Here is a 15,444-nt window from a genome sequence, read left to right as displayed (position 1 = left end):
ACATACAAAGCAATAGAAATCCTCCCGCTGCGGAGGATTTTTTGTTTTTGATCATAAAGATGAAATCCAATACCCAGCAATACCTGAGATCTTTAAGGCGGACGTTAGCACCGCGATTAACAGATCTGCCAGCCACGCTTTTGAGTAAAGCGCTACTTGGCCTGACCTCGCTCCTTGCCAGTTTACTTTCCTTCTTTCTTCGGTTTGTACTGCAATACCGGAAAACAGTGATACGTAAAAACCTGACGAGCTCGTTTCCTTCCAAATCTTCCCGTGAGATTCGTACGCTTATGAGCGCTTATTACCGCCATATGAGCGATCTTTTGCTCGAACCTTTTTTGTTTTACCTGGCACCCGAAAGACTTAGAAAGCGCCTGGCTAAGTATATTAATCCGGAAGTTCTGGAACTGCTTCACGCAAACCAGCGACCGGTAATAGTCTTCGCGTCGCATTACGGGAACTGGGAATACCTGATTAATCTTCCGCAAGTGACGGAGTATCCGGTTTATACAGCCTACTCGCCGATCAAGAATAGTCTGCTCAACGGGATGATGATCAGGTTGCGTTCGTTTCTGGGAGTCAAACTCATTCCCAAAAAGGGATTTTATCGGCAAGCATTGTCGTTGTTGCGGCAAACTGCTACCCCAAACATGCTAGTGGTCATTGCAGATCAGCGGCCTGCGCCCGGCAGTGACAAATTTCATATTTCTTTCCTGGATCAGGATACTGCCGTTCAAACGGGAGGAGAACGGATGGCGGCTTCATCTCAGGCGGCAGTCGTGTACGTTGAATCTCAAAAAAGGTCTCGTTTCAGCTACGAGTTTACGTTCCGGCTGATGGAACATCCTGACCGGTCAACGCCCCTGAGCATTACCAAATCCTACTATCACTTTCTGGAAACTAGCATCAGTCGTGCGCCGTCTTACTGGCTATGGTCACATAACCGGTGGAAAATTCCGTCATTGGGCGCTATCCACTCATCTTAAATTCTTATCATGGCCCCACTTCTTATTCGGAAAGACACCGTTTTTCAACCTGATTCGAGCCGTGTCATCGCGCGATTTCTTTACAACGGCGACGACCGGAGCAAAGCACTGATATCGACCATTCTCGCTCTTGAGACAAGCTCCCAGGTACGACAGCTGAATAGCGTGCTGAGGAAGTATGCTAAGAGGCACCGGAATATCCTCAAAGTATTCGAACGGCATTTTCGAAAGCTGGAAGTCCTGCTCAAAGCCATGCAAATAGACCCGCAGGATCTGGAGACGAACCAGCGTCTGCTGATCGGTGCCTATTTCACGATGGAATATTCCATAGAAGCAGCCGCCTTTTTCAATCCGTCCATTGTGGCCGATCCCGACCAGTCCGGCGTGGAACTGGGCGAAACGCGCGTGATTCTGAGCTTTCGGGCTACGGGGGAAGGGCATATATCGTCTATTGTATTCCGTTCGGCACTCATTGACCAAAACAATGATATTGTCATCGAGACACCTGGCCGGTTACTCGATTCTCCCGAGCATGTGCGTAACCACATCTATAAGAAAAAGTCGTTTTTGTCAAAATTGGGCGAAATGCAGGATTTGGATAATCTTGCGTACCCGACTTTGGAAGGAAAGCTGACCGAGACTTTTACGTACGAAGAACTAAAACGGTATGTGGAAGAAACCAGCAGGTTGCCGGAGATGGACATTGCGGGCGCGGTGTTTCTCCGCGAGGTGATGTGGCTGGCATCTTCGCACTACGAAATGGATTTTTCCCTTGATACCGACATTTCAGAACGTGTGATCTTTCCCATCGCCGATACGGAAAAAAGAGGTATCGAAGATGCGAGGTTTGTCTGTTTCACCAATGACAAGCAAGAACGGAGCTACTATGCTACCTACACGGCATACGATGGCATCAATATCCTGCCCAAGTTGTTGACTACCCGGGACTTTTATCATTTCAAAGTACTGCCGCTTCACGGAGAGATTGCGCAAAACAAGGGAATGGCACTTTTTCCCCGTAAGATCAAGGGCAAATACGCCATGCTTTGCCGCATTGACGGCGTCAATAATTACATTGCCTATTCGGATAATATCAGCGTTTGGCGCAAGGCCACGTTGATCCAGACACCCAGATTCCCCTGGGAATTCGTTCAAATCGGCAATTGCGGCTCACCCATTGAAACCCGGGCCGGATGGCTGGTATTAACGCACGGAGTAGGCCCGATGCGCGAGTACGTGCTAGGTGCCTCGCTGTTTGAATTGGAAAGCCCTGAAAATGAGATAGGACGTCTGATTAACCCCCTATTAATCCCCAATGCAAGCGAGCGCGATGGTTATGTGCCGAATGTAGTGTATTCCTGCGGCGCGTTTGTGCACAATCAGAGTCTGATTATCCCCTATGCCACTTCCGACTATGCTTCTACGTACGCTGTGGTGAATTTGGAAGAATTATTAGAGGACCTTCTCAGGGACAAAGATTAACGAAGAATCTCTTCATAGACGCTTATGTAATTGTCCACCATCTTTTCTTTCGAAAACATCGCTTTCGCCCATTGGCGGCACTCCGGCCTGTCAAGATGTGCAACTTTTTTAACAGCCTGAACGGCCTCACCAATTGTATGCACCAGGAACCCGGTTTTTCCGTCGACAATCAACTCGCACATCGAGCCACGGTTAAAGGCTATTACCGGTGTGCCGCAAAACATCGATTCAGCGACGCTTAAACCGAAAGGTTCGTCAAATTGAATCGGGTGAAGCAGAGCGAGCGCCTTTCCGAGTAACGTTTTCCGCTCGGATGGACCGACGTTCCCGATATAAAAGACGGATCTTTCGTCAATGCAGGGCTTGATCTTTTGCTCGAAATAGGCATCGTCCTGAATCAGCCCTGCAATTAGCAGGACCTTTCCGGAGTCCCGGGCTATCTGAATCGCTTCCAGCGTTCCCTTCTCTGGATGAATACGCCCAAAAAACAGCAGATAGTCTTGAGGGCTCCTCTCGAATGGGAAATCCTTCCCATCGACACCGTTGTATACTGTTGCAATGTAATCCAGTTCGTCGCAACGATCGGCATTGCTTATGGATGCGTAAAAGCATGAGCCGTTATACTTCCGGTAGACATCCAAGATTTTCGGAGAAGAAAACCCATGGATCGTCGTCAGCATGGGGATATGGATCAGCTTTGAGTAGGTTAATGGGAGAAAATCGAAATGATTGTGGATCAGATCAAACCGAAAGGCATTTTCCATTAAATGGCTGATATGCAAACATTCGGCCACCTTCGGGTCGATGTCCCTTTCTTCCGCATAGGGAGCGTGCGAGGTTCCTTCCAGTTTTGCCGTGGTCACCGAATCGGTTGTGGCAAAGAGCGTTACATCTACGCCCTTCTCGACGAGCCCCTCCGTCAGATAGGAGGCTACCTGCTCCCACGGCCCATATTGCCGGGGCGGCGTACGCCACGCGATCGATGATAGTATAGCCACTCTCATACCAGTTCAGCTTCCATTTTGGTGACTTCCTCAAATGCTTCGAGCACGCTTAAATGTGAGATCAGGTAGGCCAATGTGCTCTCGGCTCCCTGGTTTCGGTTGACTCCTGTGCTTTCTAACCCGTCGCAGCAGCCTTTTGTTTCAAAATCGTAAAGGCTTACCCGGAGGTCGTTTTCCCCCAAGAACCACATGAAACAGGTGGATAATTTTTGGATATAGGATAGATCTTTGGTAAACCGGAATGCCTGATGGAACATCAGTACCATGGCGAGCGCATCCAGCGGCTGCTGGGCAAACATCGATTGCTCTCGGTCTCTGCCATACCAGTTTTCGTTGCCAATAACCGACAAATAGCCGTTACGGAGCGTTACATCCGAAAGAAAGTCCATGCTTTCTATCGCTACTTCGAAGACGCGGGGATCATGCAAAAACTCCGCAGCATGCAAGAGCGCCAAAGGTAAAAATGCATTGTCATAGGCCAGCAGCGATTCAAACCATTGCCAATCACTGCTGTGGTGGATATCATATTCGGCAAGAAGCCTGCCGGTCAGTGCTCCCAGTATTTTGATTATTCCCTCGTCGGTCGGATTGCTTTTCAGGTAGTGGCATACCCCAACGATGGTGTTAGCAATGCTTCGGATAGATCTGAGACTGGTAAAATTCGGCACGGCGTCGAAGAAAATTTCGCGGCCGGTCTGGTAATAGGCGTCATTAGGCGCATTCCCGAGCAGATAGCCCAACGACCATATGGTACGTCCAAAAGAGTCCTCTGACCCTACTTCATCCAGGAAGTTGCGGTTGAAGCTCAGGAAGTTTCTGAACATGCCGTCCTGGGTCTGCATGTAGTTGATGTAGCTTAAATATGTGGGTGACAGCTTCAAAGCAAGCGGATGCTTGTTCCTTTTGTAGGTCATCAACACCATCAGCAAGGCCCTTGCATTATCATCCAAACAATAGCCTTCTTTCAGGTTCGGGATCCCGTATTTGGCGTGCTGGATAATGCCGGTGTCGTCGGTGAGGCGCTGGATATGATCGAGCAGGAATGGCGGGAGGGCAAGCGGGTCCAGAATCATCGGACTGCCCGATTCAAGATCCAGTCCGATTTTCGCTATTGATTCCGCCAATTCCAGGTATTTTCCCCCGATTTTCGGCCAGGTTATTTCACGACCATAATCAAATGCACTTTTCCGGAGCTGCCGCATCTGCTCGGGATGATCTAATAGTTCTAGCAATATATCGGTGAGCGCCGTAGAGTCGTGGAAATTGAAAAGGCGCCCCCTGCCATCGGCAAGCAGTTCTGCCGCATGCCAGTACGGTGTAGAAATCACCGCATTGCCGGCGCCGATCGCATAGGAAAGCGTCCCGCTGGTAATCTGGGCCTCGCTGGTGTAAGGGGTGATGTAGATATCGGAGGCCGAGAGGTATTTGAAAAGCTCGGACTGACTTATAAACTCGTTCAGAAACACGACATGCTTTTCGATACCCAGGTGTTTGACCAGGCCTGCAAGGAAGACACGGTATTCTTCCCCGGCGTGCCTGACAACGTTGGGATGTGTTTTTCCAAGCACAATGTAGACAAGTTGCGGGTACTTCTTCACCACCTCGGGCAAGGCCCTTAACACTGTCTCGATTCCTTTATTGCGCCCGATAAACCCGAAGGTCAATAGGACCTGTTTGGAGGAAAGTTTGAACTCTTTCTTGGCCTGAAGCTGACCAAAGTGTATGTCCGGCACACCATGTGCAATAAGTGCGATTTTGTCAATGGGCACCTTGTAGACATCCGACAGCATATCGACCGCGGTCTGGCTCATGACCACTACCGACTGCGCAATTTTACATATCTCGGTCATCACAGCCTTCTGATTGTAGGAAGGTGTTTTCAGGACAGTATGCAGCGTCACGATCAGCGGAATTTTGAGCCGGTGCAACAACGGCAGAATGTAGATGCCATCCTGCCCACCGAATATGCCGAATTCGTGTTCGAGGATGCAGACATCGGCCCCGCTCAGGTTAATGACATTGGCTGCTTCGAGGTAATCGGTCTGCTCTTCCTGCCGGATAGTGAGCTTCACTTCTTTGGGATAATCATAATGCAGGCCATTGTCGTCAATGGCGATCACAAAACCTTGCGAGCCGCCGACCAGTGCTTCCTCTCCGACGGTAGAATGAAATAGATTCTGAGTAAAAGTACCAATTCCGCACTCCCTTGGCGGGTAGGTTCCTATAAAGGCAATTTTCATTTTCGGCCGTTTGTTGATTTGTTGTAAGATAACCTTATTAAACGGCATTACCCGGGAATATTTCAGCTGACACCTAATACTTCACAGAATTTCCACGAATAATAAAACATGTTGAATATCAAGCAAAAGGATCTACCTTACAACAAAACTAAAAACCATGTCAAAAGAAAAAAATCAGCAGAAAAGTGACAAGAAGAAGCCCGCAAAAAACCTGAAAGAAAAGCGCGCGGACAAGAAGGAGAAGCGGGACAATAAGTCGAATGGATACTAGATGACGCGCGTTTCAATCAAGCATAAGATAGACTACAGCTACAGTCACAAAGTACTTCTGTCCCCACACAGATTCCGCCTGGCGCCGCAGCGCTATACCCAGGCGATCATCGACGGATACAGTTTTGTTCTGCGGCCCGCCAATCGCCTATACTGGCAACATGATGTTTACGGCAATAAAATGGCACGGGCCGATTTCGATGCGAAAACAGATTTTATGTCGGTGGAGGTTACTCTGGAAATCGAGCTGACCAGTTTGAATCCCTTCGATGTACTGGTCGACGATGAATTGCAGTACTTCCCATTTTTGTATCCTTCGATCGTTAAAAATGCTTTGCTGCCATATTTACAAATCGTAGACAGGAGTTCTGCCCTCACTGCGTTCGTTGGCTGCACCGAAAAGTTTCATGGTGAAACCCTCTCATTCTTGGTGAAACTCAATCAACATGTTAGTAACCATATCCGGTACGTTCATAGATTAGAATCAGGCGTGCAATCATGCGAGATGACCCTGAGATCCCGGACGGGTTCTTGCCGAGACACAGCGTGGCTCATGGTTCAGGCGCTGAGACGGTTAGGACTGGCGAGCAGGTTTGTATCAGGATATTTAATACAATTAGGTACCACATCGGGCGACTCTGTTGAATTGCATGCCTGGGCAGAAGTGTTCATACCAGGGGCAAGCTGGATTGGTTTGGACACGACCTCAGGCCTGTTCACCAGTGAAGGCCATATCCCACTTGCGATCGGACCCGGTCCCGAGCAAGTCGCACTTGTGGAAGGACTAACCGAGCCCTGCTCAGCTACAATGACATATCAATTTGAACTAACAAATCACTAGACAGCAACGCCGTTTATCCCAGTTGCCCGAACCTTATCGCTAATCTCTTATAGCGATTGTACTGGGGTTATCGTTGAGGTAACACAACAATGAATTGTCGCAAGCGAGTACAGACTTTTGATCTTAATCTAGAATCCTGAACTTTCTGCATACGCACAGGGTATCATGGGAAATAAGTCTTAAACGCCAGCATTGTTGTTGCAATAAGTTCAAATTTTTTCAAAATTGCAGAAAGATAAAAGATGCCATGGGGTCCGAATATCCGCAGCGCATGTGCTTAAAGGTAAACCTTTGGGCTATACAGACCTCATGAAAGTATGAAGTATAGGAAAACAGGACTGGTAAAGAAGGAGAATAAGAAGGAATAACAATGTCTCTTTACGGATACACCTTTTTGGCGGAGGTAGAAGACTTTGACATCGAGGACTACATTGCATACATGGACTGGCGTTCTGCCGCGGGACCACATATCAAAATCTACATAAAGGAAGGCTCCATTTTCTTTTACCTACACGACGAGCTGAAAGACAGACTGTTTCAACTTTCTGCAATAAACCCTTCAAAGCTAAAAACTAAGGAAGCTTTTGAAGATGTGATTAAAGCCTACCTATTAACAAAACTTTGACAGATGGTGAATGTAGTTACTCAACGCTTGAACGGAACATAGCGTCCAAATCCGACGTTTGATATTATCCGTCTGCTTTGTCCCAGATCGTTTTAGCTCGAGAGCTTATAACATAGATTTAAATTTAAAAACATTCTTCATGTAGTCGGCTTGATGCAGAAGCAGTCCAATAGCGAACAATAGTTTCCAACAGCTCTTTTATCTCCTCAAAGCCGGCCGGTTTCACAAAAAAACCTTGAACCGAATCGCAGTAGGCGTCGACTACATGAGCATGGTTAAGAGATGTCGTCAAATACAGGTAAGGCACACATTTAAGTGCTATGTCCGCATTCTTCTTTAATTCAACTCTTAGCTCTAATCCTGTGAGCTTTGGCAGGTTTACATCCGATATTATCAAGAAAATGGTGCCATGATGCGCGCGCAAATAGTCTAGTGCGGCAAAGCCGTCGGGGAAGTATATCCTTTTGTTGGGGAAATCAAGTTCTAAGAAAGCCTCCTCGAGCACGAATTGATCGTCTAAATCATCCTCAATCACGATAATAATGCCTTTTTTGTCCATTTGATATGAGGATTAAAACGGATTGTTTACAAATCTCGGTCCAGCCCAAGATCGTTGATTTCATTGATAACTGGATGCAACGTCTCCAAGTCGAGTTGTTGTCAGGTTCCGGTGTAAGAGCGAAACAAGAAATTGCGCGGTTTTGACTCGACAAATGGCGGTTGCATCGACATTAACCGCTAGTTTGTTCATTTTATCTTTTCCGGCGGCTATCATCAAGCTTTCGTGAATTTAAATCCAAAGACTCCCACACATGCCAAAGAGAATCTACCGAGGGGGTAGCTGTCTGGTCGAAGGCTTGATCGATCATTCTCGTTAAACGAGGAGATAATTGCTGAGCCACTTCATACCTCGCCTCAGTTCGGCTCGCCTGATCAATTTTCTCATACGAACATCTAACTGTCACAAGAGAAGCGGCGGTAGTACAAAGCAGTACTGCCGATGAGGCGAGATAACTTTTAGCCTTAAAATTGAATGTGACTGGCTTGGGATTTTCCAAAGCGTACGATAATGTCTCGAGGTGCTTTCTAATACCTGCTAGCTCGGAAAGCATCATGTTGCCTGATGGCATTTTTGCCACACTGGCCTGAATTTCTGCTAGCATTTGACGTGCTAAATCATCGACCGGAGCTTTGGGATCGATCAATACGCTTTCCATCACTGAAATCTTTTTTACCAGTATAGCTAGTATTTGCTCGAAGCCATCGAGCTTATCTTCAATATTTTTCATAAATGCAGTCCTCTCGATTTTTTGCGTTTTTGTTTTCTTTTGAGCTCTGGATTCATTGTGTCATGTTGATTTATCGGATCCATCAAGTCTTTCAGCAAGTTTTCTTCGTTGTAGTGCGGCAAACCATATCGGTGAGTTAGCATTTTTTCTTGCGCAGGCGGTAGTATCCCCCGATCCCACATCCGGCGCCTCACCGACATCTGTTGCTGAAAATTTTCCCGCAGCCTTCTATCAACTGCCAGAAAACTCATGCTTCGGTCCACTTTTGAGCCCTTCAACACCGTTCCATCCTTCTGGAAGCTGATACCTTCAATCTGATCAGTACCAGACTTGTATTTGTAGATGAGGGCAATTCCGCCCGATGAAAGCGCACCTTCCAATTGTTGCCAATTCACTGCTGATCTGCTTGCCATCTTGATCTGATCTGCCAGCTCATAACGTGTTTTATCAATCCCTTTAAGCCTCGCTCGGTTAACCAGCGTTTTTCCTTCGCCAATGTAGTAGCCATGTTTCAGGGTCATCTCTTTGCAAACCTTCTGATTGATTCGCTTCTGAAAGCGGTCCGAAATAGATTTACCGGCATTATCAACCCGGTTGTAGATGATATGAATGTGCGGCTGATTTGTATCGCGATGTTCAACGATCAGATATTGGGTGTTCTGGATTTTCATTTTGGCCATATATTCGGCAGCCCTCTCGACCATGACTTTTTGTGAGAGCTTATCCTTATCAAACGCACTCCAACTCAGCACCAGGTGGCCGACAGCCTTGCCCAGCTCGGGATTCATCTGGCGCTGAGCATTGAAGTCATGGATAGCTGACTTTACATCCAGGGTCCTGACGCCTTCGCCATGAAGCACGATAGCCTGCTCTTTCTGCATGACATACCTGACTGCCCCTCCGAAACTTGATCCTATCATTATCTTACCGATCATCGTTAGTGAGTCTTTTGAGTAAATGATCAATGTCTGATAGAAGCTGTACGGCCTTTTTTGTCTCGTACAGCAGTCCCTGCATGTTCGTAAACCTGAGCAGCTGGTTTAAGTTATTGGCCAAACCAGCCAGCATTCTCACGAACCCTGCTTCCTCCGCGGAGAGCCGTGCAACAACCCTGGCTTTCCTGGCCGCTTGCCTCAGCCAGGTGCTTGGCCGAAGGCCTGCGTCCTTGGCTTTGGACTCAATCAAAAACCGCTCAGTTTCCGAAAGTCGGACCATCAGTTGCGCGTTTCGTTTGACCTTTTTAGGCGGCCTACCGCCTTTGGATTTGTGTGACTTTTGCTCCATGCTTTCTATATCTTTTATCTCTTTTACAGAGTCTGTTAAATGCCTTTTGCGACCATCGGGAGTAAAAGCAAGTTTGAGTTCCGGCGCGGCCGGAACGAGTTTTTGCGAAGCGAAAACACAAACTTGCTCCCTGAAAGAAACTTAGAAACCCAGCCCTCGGGATTTTCTGGAACGGTGCTGATGTTGGGGCTGCTTTTCCAGCTGCTTGCCTGCTACCAGCATCTGATTCAGATCCTTGTAATCTTTATAGATACCTGAGGCATCGACGAAATTGAGCCCCGCGTTCTCGAATTTTTCAAGCAGCTTTTTCCCAGCTGCATCGTGATCCGGATATAGAAAAACGGTGATGTAACCTTTGAGAATGTCCATACTGCGCTCTGCCAGACTCACCGAATTGAGCACTACAAAGTCGGTCTGGATCTGCTCCTGTTTTCGAAGCGAGAGAAGCGACAAGAAATCCATAAAGCCTTCCAGCACGCAGACCGACTTATGGCCGCTCTCAATATGGGATATGTCCTTCGGAGATGTCGAACCCTTGAAATAGGCACTTCTCAGCTCATAGCCACCCGACCGGTTTTTGAAACCGGCGGCGAAATAATTCTTGTCGCCGACCTGATAGTACACCTCCCGGCAGTAGGGTTTAGCCACGACCAGATCTATACCGCGCGATTCCAGGTACTGGGTAATCGCCGGGTTACTGCCTAACTCCTTTAAAGCAGTAATATGGATGCCAGATTGATCGGAAGCCCTGGCAGGTGTAACGCCTCTGTCTATATGCAAGCTCGTCGATTTTAGATCTTGCGGTTGAAATAGAAAAAGACCAGAATCTAATTTTTCCAACAGAGCTTTTGTATCGCAGCGAAACAGGGCGCGTCCCAAATCAATAATATCACCTCCCTGACCGCTACCGTGGTCATAATAGACATTCAACCGCGCATTGACCTTGAAAGAAGGCGTTTTCTCCTCCCTGAATGGGGAGAGGTACCAGTGGTCTTGTCCTCGGACATATTGGGGGCGAATATGGCATTGTTCTAATAGGTCTACAATAGATATCTGTTTGGCTTGCTCGCAAGTCATAATTACAGGGGCTTGAAAGTGAAAAAATGATGAATTGATGCGACGAGCTTACAACTGATTGACTTTTAATTACTTAAGTCCGCATCAGAAAAGCATCAAAATGCATCAGGGGCCGCATCGCTATTCAGTGATTGATGCGCGTTGATGCTGATTTTGATGCGCTGTAATTATTTATTAATCAATTAATTAGATATGATGCGCATCAAAGCATCAAAAATCAGGGCAATTCATTGAGCTCATTTATACGTCCTCGGGATAGGGTATAGAACCTGCCCTTGCCGGTCTGCTCGAAGACGGAGCCGTCGGTTAAAAATTTGTATTGCGGGTAAGTAAGTGAATTACTTGCCGGGCTCAATTTCCAGGCATTTTGCAAGATCCGCTTGATCTGTGAGAGGTCTTTGAAACGAATGTGCTTTTTATTGAGCCAGTCCTGGACATCGCCGGTGCAAAACCGGATTTCGTCCAGCTCTTTTTCGTCTGCGATCGTCAGCAGGATATGGGCGATCTCGACTTCCAGCTTATTCCGATTTTGGTTCAACAGCTTTTTCAATGCAGGTGTCGCAATTTGATCAGCCGTAAACCACATTCTTGTTTTACTGGGATGAACGAAGTCACGGCTCACCAGAAAATGCAGGAAGAACGGTATCTGTGCCCGAAGCTGGGCAAGCAGGTGATGATTCTCCGATTTTAGTGGTGGCACCTTTCTCACCCAGTACCGGATTTCTCCGGGCTCGGCAATAATGAAATGATCTTCGTTGTTGCTGCACAAAATGAATTTACCGAAGAACTCCACTTCCTGCCGGTCATGGCCCTTGGCTTCTACTTTGTAAAACCTGGCCGTGCTCAGATTCTTGATCCGCTCGGAGTCCTCCTTTCTATCCAGGAACGTTTCGTCCACACCAATGACCAGTTTCTGCGCCCATTCGATGTTGAAGTTGGAGCGGAAATCCTCATTGCTGTTGATCGTCATGTTTTCCCCAAACATCGACTTGACAAAATGCAGGAATGTGGTCTTTCCAGTTCCGCGCTCCTCGCTGACCAGGCACAGGATCGGAAGGATTTGGGTCGGACGTTCGAGAAGGATTTTGAAATAATCATAACCCATCTCGATCTGCTCGCCGAAAATGTGACCCAGAAACTGAAAGATCACCGAGGCATCGCCCTGCCGCGACTCATGCTGGAATGGTTGATAGCGATTGTAAAACCCGCCGACCTTTTGTTGGTAGTCCAGGTGACTCGGCACAAAACAAAATCCGTCGAAGCAATCCACGCGGTCTTTCAAATAGTCACGGCTATGATCCAGCCGTATGCATTCAGCCGACCAGGGGATCAAAGAGGAAATCGTGTCGCCGGAGGATAATGGCCGGTTGACTTTCTTAAAGTAACTGGTCCCAATGCGCAGATACACCGGATTATCCTTCATGGCTACCTACTATTTTCTGCTGACCATTGGCTATCCATTCCAGAAGCTCCTTGCGTGAGAAGAGCAACTTGCCTTCCATTTTGCAGAACGGGATCTTTTTTCTTTTCACCAGCCCATAAATGGAAGTCTCCTTGTATTTGGTAAGACGCGCCGCCTCCTTGGTGTCCAGCAAAGTGTCGCTGGTATCAGAGGAAGCCTCCGGTTTTGACTCTAAAACCCGGCGCAGTGAAGATTCGATCAGCTCTGATAATTGCTGATCGTTCATCGAAACTAGAACTGTTGTGCTCATCCCTATTGCGTTTTGGTGATGGGCAAAGCAAGGCTAGAAAATCGGGGAAAAACAATATGAAGTTGACTAAGTCAGGTCATCGACGCCGTATTCGTTTATTTTCCTTAATGTTTTCAAAACATTTTTAGAATGCGGGCTATCTGTTAGATTGCCAATACTCTGTACGATGTTGCCGCGCGCTTTATTGATGTTACTGCGCAGGCTTTCCAGCTTCGTTTTCGAGTAGCACGAAAAAGTATCGAGCAGCAATTGACAGTACCGGTCAAGGCCGATATTATTTCGATCTGTGTTAAGCTTGTAGGTGGCGTGCATGAGCAGATTTAAAACCCTCTCGTAGTTTCCCGGAGGCATTTCAAAGTACTTATTTTCAGGTCTGGGCAGTCTGCCTCCTTTTTCTTCAAACATCATCCCTAAGAGCTGCAACACTTCCTCTTCACTTTTAAAAACCTGAATCGAGCCCACTGCCTTGCATTTCCATGCATCTAACAGGATCATCCACATGGCTATGATTTCATCAACCGCATAGTCTAGCGGAATCCGCTCCGGGCCTTTCGTTTGCACTTCGGCTTCTGGCAATTCCTGCTTCCGGGACACGACAGGAGGTCTGTATTTAGGAAGACGTAGCATATTTATTCTATCGCCACACGCACGCGCAAGGTACGCCTGGATAAATCCGAGCGCGTATAAACAGGATGGAACAGCGAATCCCTCAAAGTATAAATGATAGGAGCAAAATTCAATGAATTGCTCCAAATGAGCGATTTTGCTTTCGTTGTCAGGGTTATAAAGAATGGAGACTATTTGTAGTGGATACTCCTTCATCGCGTCGAAGTACCCTCTTTCAAATTCAATCCTCAGTTCGTCCGCAAAAGACTCCGAGATTGGGCTATGATGGTCGACGATGATATTCTTCCGGTTTTTCGGGTCGAAAATGGCAGTGAGATTTGGTTCACTGAGAAAGACTGGCGGCATTGCTTTATCAGCAATGTTTTCAAAGTGGAAGTTACGAGATAGGTAGTCTTCCTTTCCTCTGCGAAAAACATGATCTACAAATCTCAAATATGGAAACCGTCCCTGGTCATCCAGGTTAATACCAAGATCAGGATCGAAGCCCGGCAAATTGAAAAAATACATGCGTTCAAAGCGTTGAGTTAATCAGTTCATCCAAAATTGGATCCCCGATGTCTTCCAGATAAATATCAGTTGTTTTTAAGCTGTCATGCCCCAATGATCTACCTATATTCTCCTTGGATACTCCGTTTCTCCGGAGCGTGGTTGCATATGAATGTCGGGCCACGTAAGTAGTCAGGGTCTTCTGAATGCCTAAGGTTGCACCTAATTCTTGTAAGTCCTTGTTAACCCGCGTTCGAATCTTCTGCTTTCTATATCTGATCGATTGAATGCTGTCGTGTCTTTTGTACAATATTGGAAAAATGTAGCCGGCGTCGCTATTGCCTCGAAGGCTTCGGTAAAAATCAAGGATCCGCATAGCTTCTGGATGGAGCTTAAAGCGAAATTCTTCCTTGGTTTTCGATCTGATATATTCGAGTTCGTCATCAACAATATTATCCCATTTTAAACTTGCAAGATCCGTAAAATTGATTCCTCGGCAATAAAAACTGAAAAGGAAGTAATTTCGTGAATTAATGAGTGTATCATTCATTGGATCGATCACCAGCGCTGAGAGTTGATCAATCTGCGACTTTTGAATCGCTCTTTTTTTGGTTCTAGGATTGTTGTATTTACCAAATGCGAGTTCTTTAAAAGGGTAGTGAGCTTCGGGACAGAATTTTTCCCGAATTGCCACCTTCCACATCGTTCTGAAAGTTCTTAGATAAACGCTTCTTGTGGTAATTGCGCATCCGCGTTCCATCAAGTATTCTTCATATTTCTTCAGAAAATTTAGATTGATGGATAGGAGATCTCTGTCTTTGTTTTTTACAAACCCTTTCAAGCTGCTCAGCGTAAATTTGAAAGTGTCCGCATAGCCAATCCGGTTTTGCTGATTGAGCAGAGAAATATGGTCCTCAAAGAGCTTAAAAAGTGATTTGCTCTCTGGTTCTTTCGTTGCGCCAGTCAAACTACGAACCACACTTTTCATTTCGTCGAACGTTGGCTTCCGACCTTTTTTTCCTTCGGATATGATAAGAAAATCTAATTCAGAAACGATCGTTCTTAGGAGTAAATTGACCTCCTGATGCTTAGGGTGACCGCGGGCAACTTGCTGTTGACTTTCAAGCCAATTTTCCCGTTTACAACTCTTTTTCGTGCTGACTAACTGATTCTTACGATCAATAATGATACGGAGCATAATCGGATACTCATAGGAATCATTAACTTTGGAAGCTAGGATAAACTTGGTTGAAAGTGCCATACGTGCATATTTTGATCAAAATTAGGTCGAACATAGGTCGAACATTTCTTGTCTAAGGATAATTAAGCAAACTTAAAGAAACTCAATTAACTGACTAATATTCAATATGTTAGACTGTTTTTTATAAAAATCAAATATACAAAAAATCCTCAAAAATCTGGATGGCATGCAAGAGGTCGTCGGTTCGAATCCGATATTCTCCACAAAATGCCGCTTCTGAAATATCGGAAGCGGCATTTTTATGTTTTAGCCACTCGGCT

Annotated in this window: 14 protein-coding genes and 1 pseudogene; 3 read left to right on the top strand and 12 right to left on the bottom strand. The window is 46.5% G+C overall.

Going from position 1 to position 15,444, the window contains the following annotated elements; all coding sequences use genetic code 11:
• Positions 1–59: 59 nt before the first annotated feature.
• Both J2Y43_RS01920 and J2Y43_RS01915 read left to right on the top strand, forming a co-directional pair.
• Positions 60–986, top strand: a complete 927-nt coding sequence (locus J2Y43_RS01920; protein WP_309981491.1) for a lysophospholipid acyltransferase family protein — start codon at positions 60–62, stop codon at positions 984–986.
• A gap of 9 nt (positions 987–995) precedes the next feature.
• Positions 996–2,468 (top strand): glycoside hydrolase family 130 protein, encoded by a 1,473-nt coding sequence (locus tag J2Y43_RS01915; RefSeq protein ID WP_309981492.1) that lies wholly within the window; start codon positions 996–998, stop codon positions 2,466–2,468.
• Here the strand turns inward: J2Y43_RS01915 and J2Y43_RS01910 are convergent.
• Entirely contained in the window at positions 2,465–3,472 is a 1,008-nt protein-coding gene (locus J2Y43_RS01910; RefSeq protein ID WP_309981493.1) for a glycosyltransferase family 4 protein, read from the bottom strand. The two genes, J2Y43_RS01915 and J2Y43_RS01910, sit on opposite strands and share 4 nt — an antisense overlap.
• Complete coding sequence (locus tag J2Y43_RS01905) at positions 3,469–5,712, bottom strand: glycosyltransferase family 4 protein (protein WP_309981494.1); 2,244 nt, start codon at positions 5,710–5,712, stop codon at positions 3,469–3,471. The genes J2Y43_RS01910 and J2Y43_RS01905 overlap by 4 nt, the downstream gene beginning before the upstream one ends.
• A gap of 271 nt (positions 5,713–5,983) precedes the next feature.
• On the opposite strand from J2Y43_RS01905, the gene J2Y43_RS01900 reads away from it, so the two are divergent.
• Positions 5,984–6,823: a transglutaminase family protein gene (locus J2Y43_RS01900; RefSeq protein ID WP_309981495.1), complete on the top strand. Its 840-nt coding sequence runs from the start codon at positions 5,984–5,986 to the stop codon at positions 6,821–6,823.
• Positions 6,824–7,572: 749 nt separating this feature from the next.
• Here the strand turns inward: J2Y43_RS01900 and J2Y43_RS01895 are convergent.
• From J2Y43_RS01895 to J2Y43_RS01855, 10 genes and pseudogenes are all read right to left on the bottom strand, one after another.
• Entirely contained in the window at positions 7,573–8,007 is a 435-nt protein-coding gene (locus tag J2Y43_RS01895; RefSeq protein WP_309981496.1) for a response regulator, read from the bottom strand.
• Between the two features lie 193 nt (positions 8,008–8,200).
• Positions 8,201–8,737: a hypothetical protein gene (locus tag J2Y43_RS01890; protein WP_309981497.1), complete on the bottom strand. Its 537-nt coding sequence runs from the start codon at positions 8,735–8,737 to the stop codon at positions 8,201–8,203.
• Positions 8,734–9,618: a relaxase/mobilization nuclease domain-containing protein gene (locus J2Y43_RS01885; protein WP_409014400.1), complete on the bottom strand. Its 885-nt coding sequence runs from the start codon at positions 9,616–9,618 to the stop codon at positions 8,734–8,736. Before J2Y43_RS01885 ends, J2Y43_RS01890 begins: the two co-directional genes overlap by 4 nt.
• A 43-nt stretch (positions 9,619–9,661) precedes the next feature.
• Positions 9,662–10,021: a plasmid mobilization protein gene (locus tag J2Y43_RS01880; protein ID WP_309981499.1), complete on the bottom strand. Its 360-nt coding sequence runs from the start codon at positions 10,019–10,021 to the stop codon at positions 9,662–9,664.
• A gap of 141 nt (positions 10,022–10,162) precedes the next feature.
• Positions 10,163–10,801 carry a toprim domain-containing protein gene (locus J2Y43_RS01875; protein ID WP_309981500.1) on the bottom strand — a complete coding sequence of 213 codons (639 nt, stop codon included), beginning with the start codon at positions 10,799–10,801 and terminating at the stop codon, positions 10,163–10,165.
• A gap of 102 nt (positions 10,802–10,903) precedes the next feature.
• Positions 10,904–11,098 (bottom strand): annotated as a pseudogene (locus J2Y43_RS33515) (CHC2 zinc finger domain-containing protein); the annotation flags it as partial.
• A gap of 217 nt (positions 11,099–11,315) precedes the next feature.
• The gene (locus J2Y43_RS01870) at positions 11,316–12,521 is read right to left on the bottom strand and encodes a DUF5906 domain-containing protein (RefSeq protein ID WP_309981501.1); all 1,206 of its coding nucleotides are present in this window, start codon (positions 12,519–12,521) and stop codon (positions 11,316–11,318) included.
• On the bottom strand, positions 12,511–12,810 hold the full coding sequence (locus J2Y43_RS01865) for a helix-turn-helix domain-containing protein (protein ID WP_309981502.1): 300 nt from the start codon (positions 12,808–12,810) through the stop codon (positions 12,511–12,513). Before J2Y43_RS01865 ends, J2Y43_RS01870 begins: the two co-directional genes overlap by 11 nt.
• Before the next feature lie 66 nt (positions 12,811–12,876).
• Entirely contained in the window at positions 12,877–13,944 is a 1,068-nt protein-coding gene (locus tag J2Y43_RS01860; protein WP_309981503.1) for a hypothetical protein, read from the bottom strand.
• A 4-nt stretch (positions 13,945–13,948) separates the two neighbouring features.
• A complete protein-coding gene (locus J2Y43_RS01855) occupies positions 13,949–15,184 on the bottom strand; it encodes a site-specific integrase (protein ID WP_309981504.1) in 1,236 nt (411 codons plus the stop codon).
• Between the last annotated feature and the right edge of the window lie 260 nt (positions 15,185–15,444).

Source organism: Dyadobacter sp. BE31 (assembly GCF_031457695.1).
Classification (GTDB): Bacteria; Bacteroidota; Bacteroidia; order Cytophagales; family Spirosomataceae; genus Dyadobacter.
Note: the sequence above shows the minus strand (reverse complement) of the source record. Positions and strands in the feature narration are given on the sequence as shown.